The organism is Mesorhizobium sp. ANAO-SY3R2, from assembly GCF_042466635.1.
Lineage (GTDB): Bacteria > Pseudomonadota > Alphaproteobacteria > Rhizobiales > Rhizobiaceae > Aminobacter.
Genome location: NZ_CP159955.1, coordinates 2928411 through 2953014 on the forward strand (window position 1 = coordinate 2928411; position 24604 = coordinate 2953014).

Genomic DNA, 24604 nt, shown 5'->3' on the forward strand with positions numbered 1-24604 from the left:
CATACCTGTCGGCCGCGAGCTATTGTGGCAAAGGCAAGGGCAAGAAAAGGTCGGAGCCTCTTTCGGGAAGCTGCCCGCCTCCCGCACGATCGATCTTCACGAGGGTTACCTGCTCCGGCGATGCCGCCGGAACGGTGCTGATCGACCAGACGAACAAGGCCCGCCGCCTGATGTGGCCGATCGCGAGATCATGCGCCAAATTCGGGAACTCGATGCGTTGCGGCAGCGGTGCCGTTGCATGCAAGGCAACCCGAGCACGTTGCTTGCCGCCGTCGTCGAACGGCGCTACCAGCGCAAAGACCGCCGGCGGCGGAGCGACGACCGGACGTGGGACGACCGTTGCACGCACGGAGAGATCGCGCTTCACGTTCGCGGGATCGGTGAACCTGATCGACACCACGATCTGATCGCCATCGCCGAATTCGACGGGACTGCCGTCCTTGTTGCGCAATTGGTCGAAGGTAATCCCATACGCCTCGGCAACCTTGATCTCATATATCCCGTCGCCATTGGTCATGTTGGCGACCTTGAGATCTTGAATCTGCGACGGACTGTCGTCCTTTACCGCGACCTGCCGCTGCAAGGTCACGACGGCGGCATTCGGCGCGGTATCTCCAAACAGACCGCTCTCTACATTGATCGATCCGAATGCGAAATAGAACGGGGTGTCGGTCCCGTATTCAAATCGGTCGAGTGCGACTTTCCACAGCACACCGCTCGTGTCGCGCTGCGAATTCGACGGGCCCGGACCCGATAGTTCGCGATCGTAGGAGGGATCGCCGAAAACGAGTGTCGATATGCCGACATTCACGCTCGGCCGTGCTGTCGGACGAACCGGCACACGCAACGCAAACTGCCGGCGCGGCTCAGCTTCGAGGACAGCCACGGCCTGCGTTGGCTCCGCCGGCGCGGATGCCAGGGCGAAGGTGACGGGTGGTGTAGCCGCGCCATCCAGCTCCTGTGCGCAACGCATCTGGAGTATGACCTGAGAATCGCCGTCCACCGCATCGAGGCGCGAGCGCACGTTGGCAAGGTCACTGCTCTCGGTCACCAAGGTCAGATCGACGGCATCCCCGACAATGGACCATCTCGCCTCGCGAAAGCGCACGATGAACCGGTTAATGGAGAGCACCGCGCCGAGACCTTTAGGACCGTTGCTCAACAATCCGAGTTCGGCGAGCGCTTTTGCGAGTTCATCTGCGCCTGACCTGTAGCTGGGCGACGTGATGCGCAGCGTCAGAGTGCCGCCCCATTCGGGCAACAGCGGCATTCCGAGCAGTTGTATCCGATAGCTCTTGTAGTCCCGCCGCAAGATAGTTCCTACGCCTTCGAAGAGCCGGAACGGCGTCGGAAAGCGCACGTCCTGCTCCTTGCCGGGCCCGCCATCAGTGGCGTGGTCGTCAAGTTCGACAAATGTCCGGCGGCCATGGCTGGTGACAAAGTCCTGCCGCGACAGGGGCACACGCGGCAGCGCGGGCGCGCGTGGCGGCCGCAGCTGGCGCACCAGCCGAGGTCCGGCATGCCCAGGGCGACCGAACCGGCCGATGCCGGCGCTGAGGTCTTCTTGTTTCTCTGCGGCGATCTCGCTGCGGCACAATCCGTCCGTGAACAGCAGCGCATCGAATTCAGCCTGCATGGCGCCCGGACGCAGCCCGAAGCTCGTCCGCTCGAGGTGCGGCGGCACAAGCGGTGCTGCGTGCCCCGTGACGACGCGTCCGAGCGTCGCCTGGAGGTCCTGCGCCGCCGGAACGATCGCCCGCGCCTCGGTCGGAGAGAGATGACGGGCGGGCGGCGACACGATCGGCAGATCGGCCGGCGCGGGCCGGTTGAAGATCATCTTGCGTCCAAACGCGATAAATACCGGAGAACGGGTATCAATGAACAGGTCGTCGTTCGTCGGATCGGGCCGCTCGTCGGTACTTGCTCGCGCCGGCAGCGACAGGCTCGCGGCACGTCCCGACAGACCTGATCCATATCGTTTGACATCGTCAGGGGTGGCGATGTCGGGATCGTCCTTCGGGCCGGCATCCTGGAAGGCGCGATCTTCGCCCATCCCCATCGCTCCGGTCGCCGCCTTCGCAGTACCCTTTGCCGTCGGCCAACCGAGCGCAGGGGACGCATAGAGCCGGGTTTGGGCGTCGATCTCGACCGGAATATCGAGGGCGCCGTCGTCGAAATCGGGCGACACCTCGACCCGAATCCAGATGTCTGCCGCCTTGTCGTTGGCCTCCGGCCAGGCCGCGACAGCGACCACTGCGACCGGCTGTTTCACAAGACACTCTGCGCGGCTCGCGAGACGGGCGCGCCGGAGGACCTGATCTCCGCCCGCGCCGGATGAGGCGCCAAGGGTCTCGGTTGCCGGCATCGGTTCGGATACGGCACGTTCGCGATCGATGGCGATCATGCGGCCGGCCGCGCCGATCAGCGGCGCCTCAGCCTCGCTCTCGTCAGACAAACGGCGGCGTCCGAGCTTGAAGCGGGCAACGCCGCCATCGGCCTCGCCGGATGGCACTATCATGATGGCGCGCTCATCGATGTACAAGACTTCGCCGGGCGCGCACTCGACCTCTGCTATTTCCTGCCAGAGCGTGCGTAGTGCCAGCAGGCTCCGCAACCATATCGGCCGCTCTTCGAGCGGTCCGGCATTCTTCCCCGGCCGCAGGAAAACCTGCTCGACCGCCGCCAGCGCGCGCACCGGTTCGGCATCGACACCGCGCTGCAGCGCGCGGGCGAGCAAAGAAGCGATATCAGCGGCGCTGCCCGAACCGACAGGCTGGATCGGCGAGGGCTTGCGCGCCAGTGGAGCGGACGATCCGGCAGCCCAATCGACGTCAGGGGCGTCCCATTCGGCCGTGCCCGCCCGTGGCGCCTGTTTGAACGAGTCGAGAACCTCTCCAAGTTGATAGTCCTCATCGATCGCCGTCAGCCATGGCAGCGCAAGCACAAGGCCGTGTCGATCGCAGCTGATGTACTCCGATTTTGCCGGCATCGCCGGCCAGAAGGGCCCCTCCAGCTTCGGCGTCGTCTCGACCGTGGTCGGACCGGCGGCGGTGAAGATGATCCCGTCTTCCGTCGGATCATCAAGCTCGGCGAGCGCGACCGCCAGTGCTTCGACCGGAAAGCCAGCCTGGGCAAAGGCCCTCAGAACGAGTCCGGCCTTCACCACCGGCGGATGTTTTCCTTCGTCCGGGTGGATATTCTTGTAGCGCGGCGAAAATGCAAAGATGCCCTTGTTGTACGGCTCTTTCAGATTCACGGCAGCTTTGGCCGCTTCGATAAGGACGTGCGCATCGATGGCATTGACATGGTCGAGGCTCGTCCAAGCGAGTGTCCTGTCCTCGCCCTCAGGATCGCTGACGTGATGCTCGGCCAGAGCGTGGAACGTCCAGGGTATCTGGAACGCCACGCGTGGCATGGCATCTCTCTCTTCCACGCTCAACGCGCTCGTCGCTATCGGCTGACCGATGGCGGTCATCGTCACCACGTGCTTGAGAACCGTGCCGGCATCGGCAGCGCTCAGCACGCCACGCAATGCGCGCGAGCTGACCAGTGCGGCGAGATTGGCGAAATCGACGTAAGCCCCTGTATCCAGCCTCATCAATTTTTCGGGAAGGCTGCCGATCGGCCAGTGGATTCGGCTCTCGCGGGCGGCGAGCTTCACGTCCACCATAATGCGCGATGTCCACGCCGGATCGGACTTGTTGTCCTTGCTGGCGACGACATGATCGAAGCGCTGCAAGGGCCCATCGCTGGAAGCCAGGCTAAATTCGCCAAAGCCCGAAACTGACCTGTAGACGTAGTCGCTGTTTGTCCCTTTTGGCTCGCCCCGCAAGATGGCCATCGTCAAGCTGAAGCGGATCTTCGGCTCGGCCGCCGTCAGCCCGGCGATCGGTTGGGCCGAAGCGCCCTGCAGATTGCCGGCGATATCGATCACGCCGCGCCGATGATCCACCATCATCGGGCGGCGCCGCGGATCCTGCTTGAGCAATGCGCCCAAGCTTATGATTTCGTGATTGAGCCAATACAACGCACCGCCCAGCGTGTGCTGGACAACGTCGAGCGGCTTGGCGCCTTCAGAGGGGTCCGCTGCAGCAATCTTCAACTCGCCGCTCAAGGTCAGCGTCGGCGTTCGGCCGGCCACGATGGCGATCTTGACTCTTGTCAGCCGAATGCCGCTTGCATCCTTCAGATCGCCGGCGTCGAGTGATGCGTCAAACGTCGCGGTGATCGCGTCGGATATGACTGCCACCGCGTCCGTCTCGAACTTGACCCGCCGACCGAAAAGAACGGCGGTGAGCTTTGCGGCAGAGAAGTTCGGCAAGCCCTCCGGTCCCGCCGCCTTGTCTGCTGTCAGCTCGAGCAGCACTGTGGTCGTGTCCCCGGAAGGGACATCCGGTCCGTAGGCCACCGCCACATTGGCCAGGCGGAACGACAACTTCGCGGCGCCGCCGCTGGTGACCACACGCCTTTTTGCATCCCCCGGATCGACGTCGACCTGAACGCTTTCCCAGCCCGCCCCAGCGAATGTCAGCCCATGTTTGTGCTTCACCAGCGAAATTGCCGCGAGATTGCCGGTCGCATAGGCGAGCTCCGGCTCGAACGGGCCGTGATCGAATGTGCTCACGCCGGAACTGGCCAGCGAGACCGTCCCGCCGATCTTGGCGCCGCTGGCGCTCCAGCCATTGGCGTCGTCGAGCGTGACATCAAGCAAGCGCAACGGGCGAAACCGCAACGGCCCGAGCGCGATCTCGTAGGCGCTTGGCGGCTCCGCGCCCCCCGCCTTCGCGTCGTTGCACAACCGCCATTCATGGATTGATCGCGGCAGAACGGTCCGATCGAAGGCCGCCTGGCTTGGCCCGATGGTCAGTTCCAGGTCATCCGCGTCCTGGACCAGGCTGAGATGCCCCGCACTCTTCGTTTTGAGTGGCAAGTCGCGAAACCACAGACCGAGCGTGCGCTGCTTGACGGCGGGCAATTCGACCGGGATCGGTTTGGCGAGTGTCGCGCGCGAGGATCGCGCAGCAAGCTTGCCGTCGGCGCCAACAATGCCGACCTCGCGCAGCACCAGCCCGTTGCCCTCGCCAGGCGCTTCGTCGCGGAAGCGTTCGGAGGTGGGAAGCTTCGCCGTGATGGCCGCGCGCGTGTCACGCCATCCAGTCAGCCCATCGCGCGTGTCCTCCCAAAGGGCAGCCGCAAAGCCTATGATCCGCAATGGATTTTTCGAGCCAGCCGCAGCGTCCACCAATTGCTTGTTGACGTCAAACGCTCTGGAAAGCCCTTGCAGCGCTTGCCGTCCGCCAAAGCGCTCCTTGCCGAGATAGTAGGATCCGAATGCGTATTGCTTGGCCTCAATTTGAACCGTGGGGTAGAGCGCAAAGTCCGTCGTCCACGTCGCGCCCTCGAACAGAGTTTCGATAACGACCTTCCGCGCTTGCGCCCCTTCGTCGAACGCTTTGGAAGCCTGGACCCGCGAGAGATCCAGACGATCCACGGCCTTTTGCCACGCCATCATGAGACGATCGGGATCAAGCGACGTCGGTGCGTCCGGCGGAGGAAGCTCCGGCGCCGCGCCGTTCGTATTGACCGGCGCCTTCTCGGGCAGGCGAGTGTTGGCGAACAACTCGTCGAGCATCGGCAGATCGAAGCGAAGGTGCGTCTCGAGTTCGGTGAACGTGCCTGCGGCGGGTTTGAGTTCGATACCGGGCAACGTGACCGGCACGAGCGGCACCTGGGATTGCGGGCCCGCGGCGCCGCCGAACAAAGGCAATTTATCGAGCGGGACATCTTTTTTCTTGTGCTCGAGCGTGAGCGTAGCGAAACCGTGCGGCGGCGGGTAGGTCAGAACGCAGGCATGGCTCGCCCGGTCAAACTCCCTGCACAACAGGCCGCGTGTCGATGACGGATTGCCCGAGCTTTCCGCCGTCCGCGTCATGCTGATCGCCGTCACCAACGGCATATCGGTGTATCCGCGCCACAGATAGGATAGCGTTGGCCCGTTGCTCGCCGTTGGCAGAATGAGCGCGAACTCCTTGTCGGGTACGAAGGCTTTGGAGGTCAGCGGCATCAGCTGTGCCGGAGGCTTTGCCAGGCGGCTGAAGGCGAGCGTGCACCCCATCAACGCAGCAGGGCCGGCGTCGAATTGCGGCAGGATGTTCTCCGGCGAAGGGCTGCCGGCCGCCACCCACAGCAGTCCGTCCACGGTCCCCGCCGCGCCACGGATATCGATCGTGAGGTCCGCGACCTTTTTCGCCTTGAACGTCGCCGTCGCGTGCACACGATCGGCGGCGGTGATCTCAAGGCGCCGACCGAGCGGGCGAGGCAGTTCCGCCGGCTTCAACGGCACCCCCGGCGTTGCGGAATCGTCGATCGCGAAGGCGACCTGCCCCTCGAAGCCGATCGAGTCGGTCGGCGCGCCGTTGCCGTAGCCATCGTCGCCGTCATCATCCAGGCTGAGCGGCAGTTGCAGCCAGCCTTCAGTCAAGGGGACGAAGGCGTAGGTCGTATCGGCGCCGGCTGGGTGAACCCCGGCTCGGGCATAGCGCTCGGCCAGATCATGGGCCAGCGCGCGACGGTCGAGAAACCAGTCCAGATTGCCGTCGGTTGGGGCAATCGAAACCTGCGTCGGTCCGGCGCCGGTGTGCCTCAGCGTCACCCACGGGCCGGGTACCTTGTCCCCGCTCTTTGCCTTCTCGGCCGCGTCGCGCCGATCGGCATCGAGTACGAGTTCGACGCCTTTGGCGGATTTCGACAAGGAAAGCATGTTCGGAACGATCGCGACCTCCGTCGCAAACTCGCCCTCGCGGACAGGGGATCCCCTCAGGCGCGCCCGCAGCGCGCCGGCATCGACCCGAAGGTTCCATGCCTCGCCGTCAGCGCCGGGCAGCCGAAGCGATTTGTCCTTCAATTCCAACGGCCATCGCACCGCCAGATCTGGGACGACGGTATCGATGTCGAGGACCAGAGGCTGGGTCTGCCATGGCGCGAAAGCGGCACGCACAATGCCAAGCGCCTGGCGGATCGCGTTGCCGATCTTGTCGGAGGCGGCCGGGTCTTCCTCGCGAACGAGTTCGAGGCTCCAAATCGTCTGATCGGGCGAAACAGGATCGACCTTGTGGACGAGACGCAGGATCACGTCGATGCGGTCCTTGGCGCCGGCGACCCCGAACGACTTCAGAGGATTGGCGACGGTTCCGCGCAACTCGATGCCATCGGGCGTCAGCTCGAGCGCAACGAACGAACCCGTGGCACCGGTCACTTTGACAAGCTGAAGCTCCACGCGGGGGAGCTTGGCCAGATCGGCCCCGGTGTTCGGCAGCGTACCGACAAATGCCGCCGCCGTGTCGTTCGAGAGCTTGGCGAGCCGCAGGAAGCCTTCAGGCTCTTTCTTGGTCACGCCGACGAGGACGCGCAGTCGCTGCTCGCCGATCGCAAAACGTGGGACCTCGATTTTGCGATCTTTCTGCGGCGTCGGCCAGGGATCGAGCGGGGTCAGGACGAGGCTGGAGAAGCCACGCGTCACCTTGTTGTTGTCGTCAACGGCTTCGGGCGCAGCCGCACGCACCGCGTAGCCCGTGGATGCATGCGCGAAAGTCAGGGTCGAACCGCCGGCATGGACATTGCCGACCAGCAGATGCGGCGTGCGCAGCCGCACTGTCTCATGGATTGGTGGTTCCTTGAGCTTCTCCCTCGGATCCGGGGGATTCCTCGGGACTTCAACCTCGATCGGCGTTGCCTGAGGGTCAGACTCAGGTGCCTGCAGCAGCACGCGCAGGCCCTGGGTATAGTTGACCAGCGCCCTGTCCTCGGGCTTTGGACGATCTTTCCCAAGATAGGCGACCGACAAATCCGCGTGCCACGTGAAGGCCGTCGAGGCCGGACCGTGGTCGGTCAGTGCGAGCCGGGGGCCGACGATGCGTACATGGCTCAGCTTGGTAGTTTCGCTCATGTCGATTGATCCCTCTCCACCGCGTCATGCGCCGGTTTCGCAAGGCCGTGAAACGCCTGTATCACCAGCCGACGCTGCGGTCCGAACAGCATCTCCTCGGTGAGTTCGTCGACGAGCGCCGGAAGAAGAAGATTTGCAGGCGCGAGCTTCCGCGTCTCCCAAAGTAGGGCCGGCTTGTTCAGGATGATCGTCGTGATCTTGAGATCGAGGGCGGCGCCATCGGAGAGGCTTTCGAGGCTCGGCTGCGCCACAGCCCTGCACGACCAGCGCATCGCGACTTCAGCGGCCTCCTCCGGCTGCCTGGCCAATGCGACCAGCGCGTCCAGCGTGTCGGCCGTGTTGGGCTCGTCTTCGAGCGCGGCAATGGCGGCCTCGACATCCGCCTCCGTTCGGGTCCATTTCCTGGGAAGCCGGATCGTCGCCACAAGATCAAACGGATCGGTCACGGCGATCGGCGGCAGCGCAGCAACCGTCACCTTATCCGGTACATCGCTCCGCCGCAGGGGGCGGAGCATGTGCAGCGGCTGTTCGTCGTGGAAGCGGCGCCACGCAACTGCCCGTGCCCGCATGGCGTCGAGGACGGCAAGTCTGAGCGCCGCTAGTCGTGCCTCGCGATCGGCATTTCCTGCCGCCGCCGCAAGTGCATCGTCGAGCAGTTTGACGACGACCGCTCGCGCCGCCGCATTGGTCGCATCGACAAGCGGCTCGGCCGGCCAAATCCACCCGCCGGGACGTCCGACGCCGATGCCTTTGAAGCCTTCGGCAGGAAGGCCCAGCACCCACGGGAGTTGCAACGTCGCCGGCTCCGCCTGGCCCCCGTTCTTCGGGCCCGGCCAGTTCGCGACGCGGTCGACCGCATACGGCCTGACCTGGTTCGTCACAGATGTCGCAATGTCCTTCACCCTCTGCGGGCGGGCGAGCGCCGCATAGGTTTCGACCGCCGCGACGAACCGCACCACCTCGGTCCTGAATGCCGTCCATGTCGAATCCGGCTGCCCCGTATTGGGATCCGGCGCGTCGGGCGGCGTCAGCGTCAGCGCCAGCGTCCGATTGGCCGCATTTGGCTCAGGCGCAATCACGCCCCACATGGCCATGTCGGCCGCAGCGATACGCAGGTCGCCCGGCCGCGGCGACGATGTCATGGGCCGAAGCTCGAAATCCGATGGCTTGGTACGAGGCGAAGGAGCGTCGCCCTTGACCGTGAGCGTCAATGCGAGCTCGAAGTGGGTCGGAAGCCGTGCGGAAAGTACGCTCGGGATCGGCTGGTCATCAGGTTTGGCAAAGCGCGTGCCGATCAACTGATTGAGATACAAGGCATGCCGTGGCGTGGACGGCTCGTCCGGGTCGTTCGTGACGGCGCCGATGTCGACTTCGCCGACGCGCACGCGCCCGTCGCGCGTCTCGATCGAAAGCCGATAGCTGACCGCGGGATCGGGCAAGCGGTACAGATCGGGGGCGTCTTCCCCATCGAACCAGATATCCCGCGCGTCCTTGAACATGCCATCGACCAGGCGCACCAGCGGGTAGCGCACGACAAGCTTGACCGGCTCGTCGGCGTCCTCCGGCGCAGGCCTGTCGATGGCCCATGACGGTGACGCCACGGCCTTGTCCTGCCAAGCCTGGGATACGCTGATATCCTGCCGCCAGGGCAAGACGAGCTGGTAGCCTGCCTCGTCGACCGTTGCGACGCTCGACGGCGAGACGACCACGCCGGCCGCGGCATGCGCCGTCGCATGCAGGCGGAAACCATATGGCAATGCCGCGAGATTGAGGGCGTAAGCACCACGCCAGAGATCGGGATGGCGTTCGTAGAGCTCGCGGATCGTCGTGTAGTCGATGTCGTCGATCGGCGCGACTGCCGTCACAGGAACCACCGCGACTGCCTTGCCGTCGGTCTCCTTGACGATCGAGAGCGCCCTAGGCTCGGGCAGCCGTCGATAATCGTGCCCGCCCGCACGGAACGGCCCAAACTCGGCGAGGAGATCGATGGGCCCAGCCAACTTGCTCTCGTCGACGACCTTGCGCGCCCATTTCGGCGCCGCGAACTCGCGCCAGAAGCCGATCGCGACATGCCGCATCGCGAGCCCCGCATCGACGCGGATATTGGCATCGGACAAGATCTCTTCGGGATGGCGCGAAACGATGACCTGGATCGTATTCCCGGGTCGACGCAAGCCGGTGTCGTCGACGAGATCGTTGCGGCGCGTGGCTAGGATGACCGGAGCAGCGAGCGGTTCCGTGCGCTCGATCACGGCGTCGGCGAAGTAGTCGTAGAGAACACCGGCGACCTTCGTTGCATCGTCGATGTCGGTAGAGCGGAACGAGTCGGTAAAGGCTGGTGGCGCAAGCCCCTTCCCCGGGTCCAGGTCCTCCTCGCTCTTTTTCCTGGCCTCATATGCTTGCTGGGCGCGCACCAGATTCTCGTACCGCCCAAACGGGCGCACGGCATATTTGAGCGTCTTGCCCCAACGATCCTTCTCCGGCAGCATGATCGACAGCAGTCCGTCCTTGTCGGGTGCAAGCCGCCACGGATTTGGCCGTGTCAGCATCCCGAAAGCAAGGCCTGCCTCTGCGCCTGAACCCTTCCGCGCCGGGCCGTGCTCCATGAAGCGGCGCGTCCAGGCCGCGAGACGGCTCACCAGATCCAGGCGTTTTTGCGGATCGCTGGGCGTCGCGGCAAAATCGGCCTTGCCCTGCTTTGCGGCGCGCGGGGCAAGGACGTGCGCGATCGTGAAGAGCGTGTTGCCGGGCGAGGCTGCGCCAAAGGCTTCATCGAGAATTTTCGGGCCGTCCCCCGGCTTGTCGGCTATGCCGTCGTTGAAAAGCATGGCGGCAAGCCAGGTGTCGGGGATGTCCGCGAAGCGACCCCAGGGGCCAGCCTCGCCTTCCCTGGGTCGATTTACGACGCGGTCTGGAACCCCAATTTCGTCGTCCTTCGATGGCCAGGACGACACGACCTCGATAGCCGCATTCTCAGCGCCATTCGCCGCCGTCGTTTTCAGCAGGCGCTTCAGATCGTTGTCGCCAATCGCCTGCGTCAGCGCGACGAACCGGACATAGGCGATGTCGCTGCCGGCCGGCCCCGGTTGGAAGCTGATGGCATCGCTGACGGTCTCGCCGTTCGAGAGCGGAAACCGCCCTTCAGTTGCGCCTTGCATCAACAGGACACGTCGCTGGGCCCCGCCGTCCGTCGCCGTGAGCACGTCGACTTCGATCAGGATCGGCGCCGGCGCCTTTCCATCGCCGGTCGGTTTTGCGGCCCGCAGGGTGAACGCCTCGCCGATTTTGCGTTTCAGCGTGGCGTAGTGGACGAAGCGCTGCGGCTTGGCGACCGGCGATAGCGGCTCCACCGTTGGCCGCAACTCGATCTGCACCAGCGCCAGCGCCTTGCCGTCGCGCAAGGTGACCTCGGCATCCGGGTCGTGGGGCGCCGCGCCGTGATGAGAAACGAGCTCGGCCAGCCCGTCGGTCGTGAAAAACACGTCGACGAAAGGCGCCCCGATGGCGGACGGCGCGTTGGCATAGCGCGGCAGAACACGCGCGAGTGCCTCGTTCAGCAGCTTCAGTGCGCTGTCCGATTCAAGAAACCGGCCCTCCTCGACGTCATAGAGACGGAACGCGGCGGCAAGTCCGAGGGTGCGCAGCACGCCCCATCCGGCGGGGTCGCGATCGGCTGCGGTCTCGTCGAAGAAGGCGGACAGCCTGTCCGCATTGAGCGGAGGCGCGGCCTCCAGCACCGGTTCGTAGCGGCGATAGGACGGAGGACCGGCATGGTACTGCAGCAGGTCGAGCGTGTCGGCAAGGATCGGATGGATTCCGGGCGCGAGCGACACTTTGATCGTCACCTCGGCGGGAACGTCCGGGCTCGGTACGATCGCCCTGCCGGACTTGTCCAGCGGCGTCAGTGAAATCGCCAGGTTGCCGAAGATTTCGGGATCCCGGTTGGCAATCTTGTCGTTCTCATCGAGTTCACCGAGCTTTTTGGGGTTTGGGGCGCATACGACGAGCCGGCGCAAGAGGGACCGGAGCTGATCCACCCTGAAGGCGGAGCCAGCGACGCCCCCCGCCAATTCCGGCGTCATGACGCCGTCGGTCAGGGTCGTCTCCGGATAGGCGCCGTCGGCGGCGACTGCGAAGCAGGGCTGCAGCCGATCCTCAACAGGCCAAGGCTTGCCGTCCTTTTCGGGCGCCACCCACGCCACCCTGACCTTCATCGGCCGCTGCTTGGTAAACAGCCGGGCAATGTCGGTTTCGTCGGGCAGGGTCAGCACAGAACGCCGCAGCGGACGACTGGGCCAGAGGAGGAACGACTCCGCGGGCGAATACCAGACCGCGCGCCGCTTGCCGAAGCTGCGATCCAGATTCTTATCGGTCAGCCGCTGCGTGCCGCTCGGATAAAACGCCTCGACGCGGGCAAAATCGCCAGTCTCCGAGGGCTCCAGCCCGCGCTCCTGCGTCGGCAGGCGCTGCACGCGGCCAAGCGGCGCGACGAAGCGCAATGGCGTGCGCCAATTGTCCGGGTTGCCCGGAATCGCGGTGGTATCGAGGGAGAACAGATCATAGCCCGCGATGAGCGAGTGCAGTTTCTCATCAGCCTCCCTTGACGCCCCGATGCCGCTCGGACGCGCATTCCATGCGAGCTTTACGCCGGTGCGCTGATCGCCATCGCAGAGCAACCGTATCGATTCGGAGGGCTTGCCCTTCGTTGCAGCGATGAAGTCGCCGAAGGTCGCACCCGGCATCGGGTGATAGAGATGCAGCCGCCCAGAGGACGGCATGATGCTCTTCGCCTTGATCGGCTGGAATTGCACGTCGAGCGGGTGTTCGAAGCGTTCGATCGTAGTATCGACCGCGGTCTCTTCGCCGCCCTTGCCGATCCGCAGCTGCAACTGGACCGGGCACCACTGCGGCGCAAGCCCAGCACCCTCTTTCAGCTCCGGGCGCAGATAGAGCCGGGCCGCATTCACGCGCGCGGACGAGCCCGCGGACAAGCCGATGTCGAGAGCCTTGAGCAGTTTCTTGTAGTCCGTGTCGGTGATCGTGTAGTCGAATAGCTTCTCAACCGGCTCAGGCGGATTGCCCGGTGTCGTTCGCATCTTGAGCCGGCGTGGGACGCGGGTGATCCAAATCTTCCTGTCCTTGTCATTGTAGCCCGCGCTGTCCGGCGCGTTCAGCACGACATCGACTTCGTTCTCGCGCGGATCCTTGTCGTCGCGCTCAGGCACAGCTGGCTCGGCGCGGGCCTGCGTCAGCGCGTCGGAGCCGAACACGCCCACCGCGACCGTGCGTTCCTTCCTGATCCTGAGCGTGTAGCTGGTGAGGTCATCGAGCTCCGGCCGTCTGTCCTCGTCGGCAACGCTTGCGTATTTTTTGCCCTTTTCCTTCGGCTCTACCTTCTTTTCTTCTTCCTCGACCGTGAATGCCAGAAAATCGCCGGGGGGCGTGAAACGCTCGGCGAGCGTTGGCACCCGGTCATAGCGGAACCGCGCAATGGCCTTGAGAATACCCTTCTGTTCGGGTATCGGCGGGGAGATGCGCAGCGAAAGCTGATCGCTCATCCCGCTGGTTCCGGCACAATCGACAGCCAGAACCGCGTAGACGACCCGGCTATCTTGCGTAAGTATGTCCGGCTTCGCCTCGGAAACCTCTGACGACAGTGCCGGCTTCAACAGCGCAGCACGAACGTCCTTGTCGACGTCCTGAAGGTCGTCGACAAATTGCAGACGCGAGCGAAGCCGGCGCTTTTTCAACACCCCTTCGATGAGGCACACCTCGATGTGATCGGCCGCCTTCACCGTGAACTGGCGCGGCGCGGGCTCGACGCCCTTCGCACGCTTGCCCAGCTTTTCGATGCGGCGCTCGATCCGGTAGTGCTTCAGATGGAACTCCGGATCGCCATAGATGCTCTTCGAAGCCGTCCAGGCCGGCTCCAGATCCCATGACAGCTGGATGCCGGAGACGGATTGCTTCTGTTCGATGTCCTTCAACATCGGCGAAGCAATGCGGAACATGCGCTTTGGCGGATTGAACAGCAGGATTTCACTTGGCGTGCCCAATGCCGGCGCACCTTTGAACGGAATGCGAGTCGCGATCTTGAAGTTGCCCGACTTAGGGGGCTCCGCGTGGTCCTCGTCCATGTGCTCAAAAAGCTCTTTGAGGCGGGTGCGCGAAAGGACGAATGTCAGGCCGATGGCGCGCGGATCGAACTCCAGCCTTTCAGCCTGCTCCTTGTCGACCTTGGCGTCGGCACCGTCGAAAGTGACCATCAGGGCCAGTTGTGCGGCGCATTCCGCCACGGTCGCGATGAAGCAGGACCGCGCCTCCTCGACCTGCTGCATGCGCTTGAACGTCGGTCCGGCATCGGCGCGCGAGCGCGCTGCCGCAGCCAGCCTGATGCTGGCCGCCTCGGGATCGGTTGGCAGATCTTCCGGCGGCGCCCATGCGATCGACTCGATGTCGGTCGCCTCGAACACCTTCACACCGACAGGCTGACCGGGCGCCATGAAGCACCCAGCCCTGAATGCGGCTCCAAGGCTCGGCCGGGTGGTCGCGTTCTTGCCCTCGCCGTGCAACCCGAAAGGTGCATTCCAGTCGGTCTTGATCTCAAGGCCGCCTGCGCCGGTCGGGACCGGCGCGAAGTCCTTGCGGAACAGGACTTCGCGCTCCTGGAGGCCCCAGACGACGTAAGGCGCGGCCTCGCTTTCCTTCGTGATCGGCGCTGCGTAGAAATGGCTCTTTGTGTGATTGTCGCCGCCGTCGAAGCTGTTGTCGCACGGCACCAACTGAATGAGATAGTGCTCTTCCTGCACGCCCTCGGCCGCTATCGGGAACAGCAGTGCCCAATAAGAAACCGTCTCCCCGAAGGCTATGCCGACGATGTCGAATGGTTTTGTGGTGGCACCGGTGTCCAGCCGCGCCGTTTCATTGCGCCGTTCCGCGCCCTGCTCGACCCGATTGTCGGACCGTTGCGCGTTGCCCGCCCGCGAAGGCTCCGGCAGCGGGGCCGGTCGCGACACTGGAACGCCTGCCTCCGGATCAGGATAGGTCGAGCCCAGCCCGAGCGACAGGAAACGCTCGACCCGCGCACGCGCACTGTCCAAGCGCCTGCTGTCTCCGAGCGTGAAGCCTATGCCGAGGGACAATGTGCGCCCGAACGCGCCGACCGCGACCGACGCTTCGACCCGCCCCGCAATGCCGTTCGGCTCGACGAGCAGTTCGACGCCGACGTGGATGGTGATCGATTGCGAGAATCCGGCCGACAGGCTGAACCACTCCGACTTCATCCACGCGCGCACGGAGAACTCGACCGTGATGTCGAGCTTGATGACGCCGTAGAACATCGAGTCCGACACGTTGGCCGCCAGATAGGCGATCAACTTCGCACCGAGCGCAATCTTTGCTTCGGCAGACACGGACGCGCCGAAATCGCCGCCGGTATCATAGGCGAAACGGATGTGGCCACGCGCCCGGAACGCCAGCCCATAGAGGATCGCAGCGTCTTCGAACCGCAGGACAGTGCCGCCTTCGACCGCGAGAAAGAAGGTGTCGTCCGGTTTGCCGAGAGAGAAGCCAAGTTCGTATGGCCAGCCATATTCCATGTGAAAGAGGCCAGGCCGAATATAGAGCGTCGAAGACCAGCGCACGGCCTTCATGGCCGTCTTCAGCTCGTCCGGAAGCTTGGGATGATCGCCTATTTCGGCGCCGGGATTGTAGACGGCGCGGGCAAGAAACTCGCGGCGCGGCACCGACAGGTAGAGATAGCCGGTGAGCGTCGGATTCGAGCGCCAAGGGGCGTTGGTCCTGCGCCCATCGCGCCAATCGGCATAGTTGTAGGCGACCCAGGCGCGCAGATTCATCAGGAAGGTGAGATCGGTCCTGAGCGCTGCGACGATGTCGAACAGGACGAGATTTGGAAGGTCCTTCTCGCCCTTGTGGTTGTATTCCGTCGACGACGATGCCGATGTCAACGAGAACAAGCCGCGCAACGCAAGCGTCAGGTCGGAACTGTCATATTGTGGAAGCCACGCCTTCACGTCGTCGAGGCTGCCTTGATATTTTGATACCTCGTCGAGCAGTTTGACGAGTTCACGCGGCGTTTCGGCTTTGTCGGCCGCGGCAAGGCCCGCCAGCGTATAGCGATAGCCGAACCCGAAACCGACCTCGCGCAGGAAGATCGTTCCGATCGGCGTCGGAATCTTCTCCGACATGTCGTTGCGCTGGATGTAGAGGAAGAAAGCCGGGCGCTTGCCTGATACCCCCTGCTTTTCGAGTTCAAGAAAGCCCATCGAGGCCGACATCGACGCCCAGCCCTGGATGCGGAGCGAGCCGGAGGCCAAGAAACCTTTGGCGGTGACGTTCGCGGGCAGTGAATCCGGCTTGAACAACGTCGGCAGCGACCCATCGACGGCGATCGCCGTTCCGAATGCCTCCCCCATGGCACCGAGCGAAAGTCCGACACCGAGGCCGTCGAAACGCACGCGCGGCAAAGCCTTGCCGGCTTCCGGCGGCGCGATCCACAGCTTGTGGAAGTCGAAGCGAGGCGTCACCACATCGCCGAAGTCGGTGAAATTCACCTGGCCAGAGATCGAGAACGCAGGGGAGCCGCCGAACTCCTTGGCGGCCGGATGGAAACCGACGCCACGCAACTCGAAGCCGAACAGGTCGAAGAAGTTGGTGCGGTTCGGAGGATCGACCGGCACCTGAAACTCGATGTGGTTCAGAAGGACGCTCGGATCCGCGGCAAGCGGCGCTTCGTCGAGCACGATGCGCAGCGACGACAGGTTCTTGAGCAGTCCGCCGGCAAACGAATCCCCATCCGGCCGGAACTCGGCCGAACCCGTCAGCGTGAAGTAGAAATGGTAGCCGCCTTGCTCGACAAATTTCAGGCCGAGCTTGGTCAGCGAAATGGTGAATTGCGTTCCCTCGCATCGCAACGGATCGGCCGTCTTGTCGAGCACCGCCTTGGCCGCCTGAAGCGCCAGCGCACCATCCAATTGTGCGAAGTTCAGTTCGATCGACGCCTTCGCCTCGCCGACCAGAGCCGGCGGCAGGTTGCCGTGCCCGACCAGCGCGAAGGATTGAATCCGGCTGCGCTTGACCGACATCTGTCCCTTGTCGAAGCGGAACGGCATGTCGATGCCGGCGAGCGTCACCGGCTCGTCCCGCACGGCGGCGTCGAGGTCGATGCCGCCGCGCGACACGACGAACTCATTGACCGTGAAGCCGAGGCCGCGCCCGGCGCTCGACAGCCTGTCGAAGAAAAGTTCGATCCGCGCCTGCTCCCGGTTCAGGCCGAGGCGCGGGTCGCCGTCGCTGAAGTCGAGAAAGAGCGGCTTCAGCTTGCCCGTGTTCGAACCGAGGCGGACGAACTTGCCGTTCAGCCCCAGGAGCGTGAAGCCCTTTTTCTCTTGAGCCGCATCGATTTCGATATCGAACTTGCCGCCATCGATCCTGGCCGACAGGCTCTCGAGATCGACTTTGACCATGAGCTGCGTGTCGACTTTCGTCTCGGCGATACTGATCTCGACGTCGAGCGTTATCTCGATATGCGGAGGAGAAAGCTTCCAGCTATCGGCCTTTTTGACCCGGATATACTGGGAAAACTGCTCCACGCTCGGGCTCGCCGGATCGGCGTTTGTCGGCGCGCGGAACATCGACAGGATCCGGTCCTGGTCAATCCCCGGCGCGATATTGAAGTCCCCGTTGTCGAATCTACCGACTGTTTCGATGCGCGCGGCGAGCAACAGTTGGCCCGCCGGAACGACCGTCTTACCTGCCAGGTTGGGGATGGAGCTGGTGGTCGGTCGCGTGGTCAGCTTGCGGAAGAAAGCCGCTTTACCGCTTTCGACCATGACCAGCGCAATGGCGAACGGTTTCAGCGGCGTGACGGTCAGTTGCAGCAGCGGTTTGCGCTTGTCTTGGATGGGCGTCCCGCCCGGATCCGTTCCGGACACTGGCTCCACGACGCCCGTCTTCTCGTGATCGAGCCAGAGATCCGTCGACAGCGTCACCGACTTGTTCGATTGCGCGACTTGCAGCACAAGCGCGGTCCAGCCGTTCTCGAGGTCGCAGACCAGCGCAGGCGCGAAGTCGTACGGCACTTTGAGCTCGAAGCCGAGGAAACTGCGCTCGAAGGACGAGGTTCCGATCTTGGGATCGGCCGGCGTGACCACGATCTGGACGATGCGCCAGCGGTCAAGGTCGACGCGAACCTCCACGACCACGGCTTTCGCCACATCACCGGCGCCCGCCGCGATCGCCTCTGCGAGCGCCGCGATCGTGTCGGCGATGAGCTTGAACGCGGCCTCGGCCAGCCCGGCCAGCGCACGCGCCCCGGCCACGCCCTGGGTTGCGAGCCATGCGGCACCGGCTGCGGCCAACTGCCCTATCCGTCGAAGCACGTCGAGAAAGCCCTGCAGGCTTGGAAGCTTCGGCGTACCTGGCACACCCGGCTTTGGAACCTCTATCCTCTGGAGGAACGAGAGCAGCCGCCGCGTACCGTCTTCGATCACATGCGCCGCGACGAGCGCGAGTTCGATCGGATAAGGCTCGACCAGTTCGAATTTCGTCAGCTTCGGCGTGAGCTTGCCGTTGTCGTAGGTGAGTTCAAGCGTCACCGCGGCCGACAGGACGAGTGCAGGATCGGTGCGCGCACGGATCAGGACGCGCCCGATGTCGAGCGTCACGACCAGTTTCACCGGCCCGGTGCCCGAGGCCTCCACCGTCACGGTGACGTCAGAGAGTGTGACGAGAAATGGCCCTGCGAGACGCGTCGAAAGGTCGATCGACGGAATTGTCTTGCGGGCGGCGCCGGTGATGACGTTCTGGGCGGCGACCGTAACTGCGTCGCCTTCGACGCTTAGCGATACGCCTTCGGCCCTGAGGATTTCCGTGCCGTCGAGTTGGACGGACACGTCCGAAGCGCTCGTCGCAAGCTTCAGCTTGCCGTCGGCTACCATGAAATAGAGCTTCGGATTCGGCGTCCAGGTGACCTTGACGCCAAGGTCGTCTTGTAGCGGCAGCCGGAAGAACTCGAGATCAAGATTGTCAAACGAAGGCCCTGATAACGACCAGTTCTGCAAGTCGCACTTCGGGAAGACGAGGCTGAAATGCGGCAGGTCCGGCACATCGATGCGTGGCAGCACCTGAAGCAAGCCTTTGCGCGTCAGTTCGACATCGATGCGCACAGCCGCGTCGATCCCGCCGGCCGTGAAAGGAGACCGAAAGCCACCCTTGAATTCGGCCCGCGCCGAAGCGCGCAAGATCGGCTCGTCGGTGCCGACATTGGGCAGCAGGTTATGGGGATTGATCTCGACTTTACAAGCCGTCGCAGCGTTGCCAATGCCATGGACGCCGAGAAAGTCTGCCGTGACTTGATCGTCGGTCGAGCCGTCGTGCTTGAGCGCAAGAGCGCGCAGATTGTCATACAATTTGTTGAGTTCGGCAGCAGCGAGCGCCTGGGATTCGCCCTTCACCGCGTCATCCCAGGTAAGGAGCAGCTTGTCGGCGTCGGCCGGCTCCCTGGGCCCCGCCACCAGAACTTCGGGAATGGTCAGCGTCGACGCAAAGACGAAATCGCCCTCTATCGTGTTGACTTTGAGACCAAGTCTTCGGGCCTGGTAGCCATCCGTTTCAAGGTTTGCCTCGAACCAGACCTCGACACCGTCCGGCATGGCCGGCAAGAGAATCCTGACCACCGTCCCACCCCGCAGTTTCGCAGCTTGTACTTCTTACCCCAAACGATAAATTTCAACCAATGATTTTACTTTACGCACTACAGGCATTTAGTGCAACCTATGGGTGCGAATAATTCCAGCTCGCTAAAGCGCAGAGCCATGGCCAAGGAAGCTGCCGAGGTTCGCGAGCTGTCGGTAGCGCTGATCTTCGGTCACGAGGCGAAACTGATCTGTCGCGCCCTATCGGTTCAACAACCGACACCGGCTTGGTCCGGCCGGCTAATCCAGAGCTGAAGCGGGACAATACGCCGTGCGTGGCAAGCCGGCTTTCTGGAGCGCCCATGCATCCGAATGGGCGCTCAAAGGGCGCTCTATGTCTTTGAACATGCGCAACGGCCCGAGAATCGATTCCGATTCTCGGGCCGTTGCGCTAACTGGATTGTCAGGAGCGCCGGAGGCGGTCAAAGGCAATCTATGCAGTGCCGACGGCGATAGTCCGCCGAAACTACGCTATTGCCGACTCACTCCCACTCGATCGTGCCTGGGGGCTTGGAGGTGACGTCGTAGACGACGCGGTTGATGCCGCGGACCTCGTTGATGATGCGGGTGGCGGCCTGGCCGAGGAAGGCCATGTCGTAATGGTAGAAGTCGGCGGTCATGCCGTCGACCGACGTCACCGCACGCAGGGCGCAGACGAACTCGTAGGTGCGGCCATCGCCCATGACACCGACGGTCTGGACCGGCAGCAGCACGGCGAAGGCCTGCCAGATGGCATCGTAGAGGCCCGCCTTGCGGATTTCGTCGAGATAGATCGCGTCAGCCTCGCGCAGGATCTCGAGCTTCTCGCGGGTGATGCCGCCCGGGCAACGAATGGCGAGGCCCGGACCAGGGAACGGATGGCGGCCGATGAAGCTGTCGGGCAGGCCGAGCTCCTTGCCGAGTACGCGGACCTCGTCCTTGAACAGTTCGCGCAAGGGCTCCACGAGCTGCATGTTCATGCGGTCGGGCAGTCCGCCGACATTGTGGTGCGACTTGATGGTGACCGAGGGGCCGCCGGTGAACGACACGCTTTCGATGACGTCGGGATAGAGCGTGCCCTGGGCAAGGAAATCGGCGCCGCCGAGTTTCTTCGCCTCTTCCTCGAACACCTCGATGAACAGACGACCGATGGTCTTGCGCTTCACCTCGGGGTCGGATTCGCCTTCGAGCGCCGAGATGAAGCGGTCGGAAGCGTCAACGAGGATCAGCGGCAGATTGTAGTGCTCGCGGAACATGGCGACGACATCGGCCGCCTCGTTCTTCCGCATCAGGCCGTGGTCGACGAGGATGCAGGTGAGCTGGTCACCAACGGCTTCATGGATGAGCAGTGCGGCCACCGAGGAATCGACGCCGCCCGAAAGCGCGCAGATGACCTTCTTGTCGCCGACCTGCTTACGGATGGCCTCGACAGCATGCTCGCGATAGGCGCGCATGGTCCAGTCACTCTCGATGCCGGCGATCTTGTGGACGAAGTTGCGCAGAAGCTTGGCGCCGTCAGGGGTATGGACCACCTCGGGGTGGAACTGCACGGCATAGAACTTGCGCGCCTCGTCAGCGATGGCGGCAAACGGCGCACCGCTGGAGGTGCCAATGACGCGGAAGCCGGCGGGAATTTCGGTGACGCGGTCGCCGTGGCTCATCCACACCTGGTGGCGGGTGCCCTTGGCCCAAACGCCGTCGAAGAGCGGACTGTCGTCCTGGATTTCGAGATAGGCGCGGCCAAACTCGCGATGATGGCCGGCCTCGACCTTGCCGCCGAGTTGGGCGCACATGGTCTGCTCGCCATAGCAGATGCCGAGGACCGGGATGCCGGCGCCGAAGATAGCGTCCGGCGCGCGGGGAGAACCGATGTCGACAGTGGAATGCGGACTGCCCGAGAGGATCACCGCCTTGGGGTTGATCCGCTTGAAGGCCTCGGTGGCCGACTGGAAGGGCACGATCTCGGAATAGACCCCGGCTTCGCGGACGCGACGCGCGATCAGCTGCGTCACCTGGCTGCCGAAGTCGATGATGAGGACGGTTTCGGGGTGCTCAGAGTTCTTCATGGCGGGCGTTTAATGAAAGATTCGAGTCTGCGCAATGGGTTGCAGCGCATGGCAGGTGCGGTGAATCCGCAACGCGAGGCCAGGACGCTGCCCGCGGTCATCTTACAGGATCATGGTCGAGCGCACGAAGCGCCGTCATCAGGGCATCGAACCCGCCATCGCCCAGCCTTTCGCGATATCGGCGCTCGATGTCGAGCTTGATGCGGTCGCCGTCGGACAGCGCGGCAAGTCCGCGTGCCGTATAGCGCACCAGCTTGCCGCGCTTGTCGTGCGGGTCGGGTGCGCGCTCGATCACGCCCTCCGCCTCCAGCCCGTCGAGCAATTGCTGCACCGCCTGCTTGGAGACGCCGGCGCGCTCGATCAGCGATGCCTGGCGAATGCCGCCGCGGGGAATGTGCCCGAGCAGGCCCGCGCGGGCCTCGCTGAACCAGTCGTGGCCGGCGGCGCGCATCGCTGCGGCGAATTCGGCCTGCCAGGCGCGGCTTGCCTGCCACAGGCGCCAGCCGACATGGTCGGCGAGCGTTGAAATAACATCTTCGTCAAGCTGCTTGACCATTTTTCCAATCACGCATAACGTCAAGGTTCTTGACGATTAAATAGTGGAAGGAAACAACGATGGCAATTCTCGACCAAGCCGCTCTTGCTGTGCTGATCCCCGGCACGACCCATGTGCTCGACCGCAACGGCAAGGAGGCCTATGTCTATTTCGAGACGGGTGACACCGCCCATATGCTGCTCGAAGACGGCGAGACACGGCAGGGCAAATGGCGGCTCGCCGAGGGCGGCTATGCGGTCGACTGGAACAATGGCGCCGTCGGCCGTTGGAAGATCGACCACGAGGCCGGAGCGGTCACCTACATCAACCGGGACCGCGATACCAGGGTAAAGCTGCTCGGCATCCTGTTCGGCAACGCCAAGGGGCTGCCGCGCCCATAGATGGTGGATGGGATAGCCACCTTAGGCCGGCTATCCCGGTTCAGATCAGGCGAGGTCTTCGTCGCGCTGGGCAACAAAGATCAGCACCACCAGAATGGTGATGAAGAAACGGAATGCGTCGGGCGCGCCGTTCCACGTCTTCGACATCCACATGCCGAACCATTCGCCGCCAACCGACATGAAGCCGACCTGCCAGACAAGGAAGCCGAGCGTCAGGCCGGCGATGGACATCGTCTTGGCTGCAATGAAGCTGCGCGCATCGTTGCGCAGGTTGCTGGCAAGACGCCAAGCGCCGATCCAGCACAGGATTGCCGTCAGCGTTTCAGCGGCGATGATCAGGACATAGAACAGGTTGTGCAGTACCGGATTGGTGATGGCGCGATACATGATGGCCGAATCCGGGAAGATAGTGTCCATGCTCAGCACATGTTGCACGAAGGCGAAGTTGGTACCGTAGTCGGTAATATTGCCAAAGGCGACAAGTGTCGAAAACAGCGCGATGGCAGCAACAGCGGCCGTCTTGGAGATACGGGTGATCATCATTTGGTAGGCTACTCCTGAAAAAGCGAGTGCACGCCTCGGTGCCGCTGCGCCACTTCGGTCCGGGCACACAGCCTGGAGCAAGAAGGCACGGCGACACCGATAAGCGTGCACGTCGTATGCGCCGCATACTACAAACGCTTCGGCAAAACCTACGACAAAAGCGCGCAGAGCAAAGGTCGGCTAAAGCTTCAATTCCCCGCCGTCGATGGCCTGGCCAAGCAGATAGACGGCATGGGCGAGCTTCTCGTCGACGATGTGCAGATATTCAGTCCAGTCGTCGACGTGATTGATGTCGGCAGCACCGTCGGAGATACCGCGCAAGCCGATGAGCGGCACGGAAAACATCTGGCAAGCGCGCAGGACAGCAAAGGTTTCCATGTCGACCATATCTTCCAATATGGCGCCGTAGGCCTTGCCGGAGACGATGGCGCCGCCGGTCGACAGGCTCGCCTGCTTCACGCCGGGAATGGCCGACCCTAACTGCACAGTTGCCGGCAGGTCGAGGAACGGCGTGATGCCCCTGGGAAAGCCGAGGGCCGAGGCATCCATGTCGCGATAAGATACCGAGGAGGCCTGATAGACCTCGGTCTGCTCGAGCCGGCGGCTGCCGGCCGAGCCCAGGCAGACGACCAGGTCGGGCAGCGCATTGAAGGCGGCAAGCCGGGCCAGTTCGGCGCCGACCGCGACAGCCGCCTCGACGGGACCGACACCGGTCATCAGCGGCACGAAAATCTTCCTGAGATGCGGGCCGTATTCGGCCTCGGCCGCCATGACGAACAGGATATTGCGTCCGGCAAACCGCGTAACCGGCATATCGCTATCCCTCGATCCCGTCCCGGCCGACGACGGTCATCATCGTGCCGGTCATCGTGGCGATCAGCTTGGCCTCGCCGTCGGCAGCAAAGGCGTAGGCCTGGCCGTCGGCCACGACGATGGTGCGTCCAGGCTTCGTCACCGAACCGCGAAAGAGGAAGCGCTCGCCTTTGCCCGGAGCCAGCAGGTTAACCTTGAACTCAATGGACAGCACGCCCGAAGTTTCAGGCATCAGCGAATAGGCGGCGTAACCGCAGGCCGAATCGAGCGCTGCCGAGATGACGCCGGCATGGAGGAACCCGTGCTGCTGGGTCAGCGCCTGCGAATAAGGCATCTCGATCTCGACCGTTCCGGGGGCGACCAGCGTGAGCTCGGCACCGATGGTCCGCATCGCGCTCTGGCGTGCGAACGACGAGCGAACGCGCTCCTCGAAATCCGGTGCGGGTACGATCTTGGCTGCCATGTGCAATGTCCTGGCGGCTGACCCAGAAGCCCGGAACAGATTTCCGGATCAGGCGCGGTTCCTAAATGTGGCCGCGGCGCTTGCCGGTCCTTCAGGACGGACGGCGCTGCAGTTCCACATGCTTATCGCAAAGCGGGCAAAGCCA

8 protein-coding genes are annotated in these 24604 nt (G+C 63.7%); 1 reads left to right on the forward strand and 7 read right to left on the reverse strand.

The window, feature by feature from the left end; translation table 11 throughout:
* Nucleotides 1-19 precede the first annotated feature (19 nt).
* The 4 genes from ABSY17_RS19075 to ABSY17_RS19090 all read right to left on the reverse strand — a co-directional run bounded on the left by ABSY17_RS19075 (nt 20) and on the right by ABSY17_RS19090 (nt 22260).
* The gene (locus tag ABSY17_RS19075; protein WP_378944047.1) at nt 20-7945 is read right to left on the reverse strand and encodes a hypothetical protein; all 7926 of its coding nucleotides are present in this window, start codon (nt 7943-7945) and stop codon (nt 20-22) included.
* Complete coding sequence (locus ABSY17_RS19080; RefSeq protein ID WP_378944050.1) at nt 7942-19641, reverse strand: hypothetical protein; 11700 nt, start codon at nt 19639-19641, stop codon at nt 7942-7944. Before ABSY17_RS19080 ends, ABSY17_RS19075 begins: the two co-directional genes overlap by 4 nt.
* 500 nt (nt 19642-20141) lie before the next feature.
* Nucleotides 20142-21704, reverse strand: coding sequence for a glutamine-hydrolyzing GMP synthase (guaA, locus tag ABSY17_RS19085; RefSeq protein WP_378944053.1), 1563 nt, complete (start codon nt 21702-21704; stop codon nt 20142-20144).
* A 97-nt stretch (nt 21705-21801) separates the two neighbouring features.
* The gene (locus tag ABSY17_RS19090; RefSeq protein ID WP_378944056.1) at nt 21802-22260 is read right to left on the reverse strand and encodes a MarR family winged helix-turn-helix transcriptional regulator; all 459 of its coding nucleotides are present in this window, start codon (nt 22258-22260) and stop codon (nt 21802-21804) included.
* Between the two features lie 59 nt (nt 22261-22319).
* On the opposite strand from ABSY17_RS19090, the gene ABSY17_RS19095 reads away from it, so the two are divergent.
* Complete coding sequence (locus ABSY17_RS19095) at nt 22320-22640, forward strand: hypothetical protein (protein WP_378944059.1); 321 nt, start codon at nt 22320-22322, stop codon at nt 22638-22640.
* 45 nt (nt 22641-22685) lie between these two features.
* On the opposite strand, the gene ABSY17_RS19100 is transcribed toward ABSY17_RS19095, so the two are convergent.
* The 3 genes from ABSY17_RS19100 to ABSY17_RS19110 all read right to left on the reverse strand — a co-directional run bounded on the left by ABSY17_RS19100 (nt 22686) and on the right by ABSY17_RS19110 (nt 24459).
* Nucleotides 22686-23183 carry a DUF2165 family protein gene (locus ABSY17_RS19100; protein WP_378944062.1) on the reverse strand — a complete coding sequence of 166 codons (498 nt, stop codon included), beginning with the start codon at nt 23181-23183 and terminating at the stop codon, nt 22686-22688.
* Between the two features lie 180 nt (nt 23184-23363).
* On the reverse strand, nt 23364-23996 hold the full coding sequence (locus tag ABSY17_RS19105) for a 5'-methylthioadenosine/S-adenosylhomocysteine nucleosidase (RefSeq protein WP_378944064.1): 633 nt from the start codon (nt 23994-23996) through the stop codon (nt 23364-23366).
* Between the two features lie 4 nt (nt 23997-24000).
* Nucleotides 24001-24459 (reverse strand): PaaI family thioesterase, encoded by a 459-nt coding sequence (locus ABSY17_RS19110; RefSeq protein WP_378944066.1) that lies wholly within the window; start codon nt 24457-24459, stop codon nt 24001-24003.
* Nucleotides 24460-24604 lie beyond the last annotated feature (145 nt).

Bases quoted from the DNA above. Each gene is read 5' to 3' on its own strand.
- ABSY17_RS19075 (WP_378944047.1), bottom strand. From the start codon at position 7,945: ATGAGCGAAACTACCAAGCTGAGCCATGTACGCATCGTCGGCCCCCGG.
- guaA (WP_378944053.1), bottom strand. From the start codon at position 21,704: ATGAAGAACTCTGAGCACCCCGAAACCGTCCTCATCATCGACTTCGGC.
- ABSY17_RS19090 (WP_378944056.1), bottom strand. From the start codon at position 22,260: ATGGTCAAGCAGCTTGACGAAGATGTTATTTCAACGCTCGCCGACCAT.
- ABSY17_RS19095 (WP_378944059.1), top strand. From the start codon at position 22,320: ATGGCAATTCTCGACCAAGCCGCTCTTGCTGTGCTGATCCCCGGCACG.
- ABSY17_RS19100 (WP_378944062.1), bottom strand. From the start codon at position 23,183: ATGATGATCACCCGTATCTCCAAGACGGCCGCTGTTGCTGCCATCGCG.
- ABSY17_RS19105 (WP_378944064.1), bottom strand. From the start codon at position 23,996: ATGCCGGTTACGCGGTTTGCCGGACGCAATATCCTGTTCGTCATGGCG.
- ABSY17_RS19110 (WP_378944066.1), bottom strand. From the start codon at position 24,459: ATGGCAGCCAAGATCGTACCCGCACCGGATTTCGAGGAGCGCGTTCGC.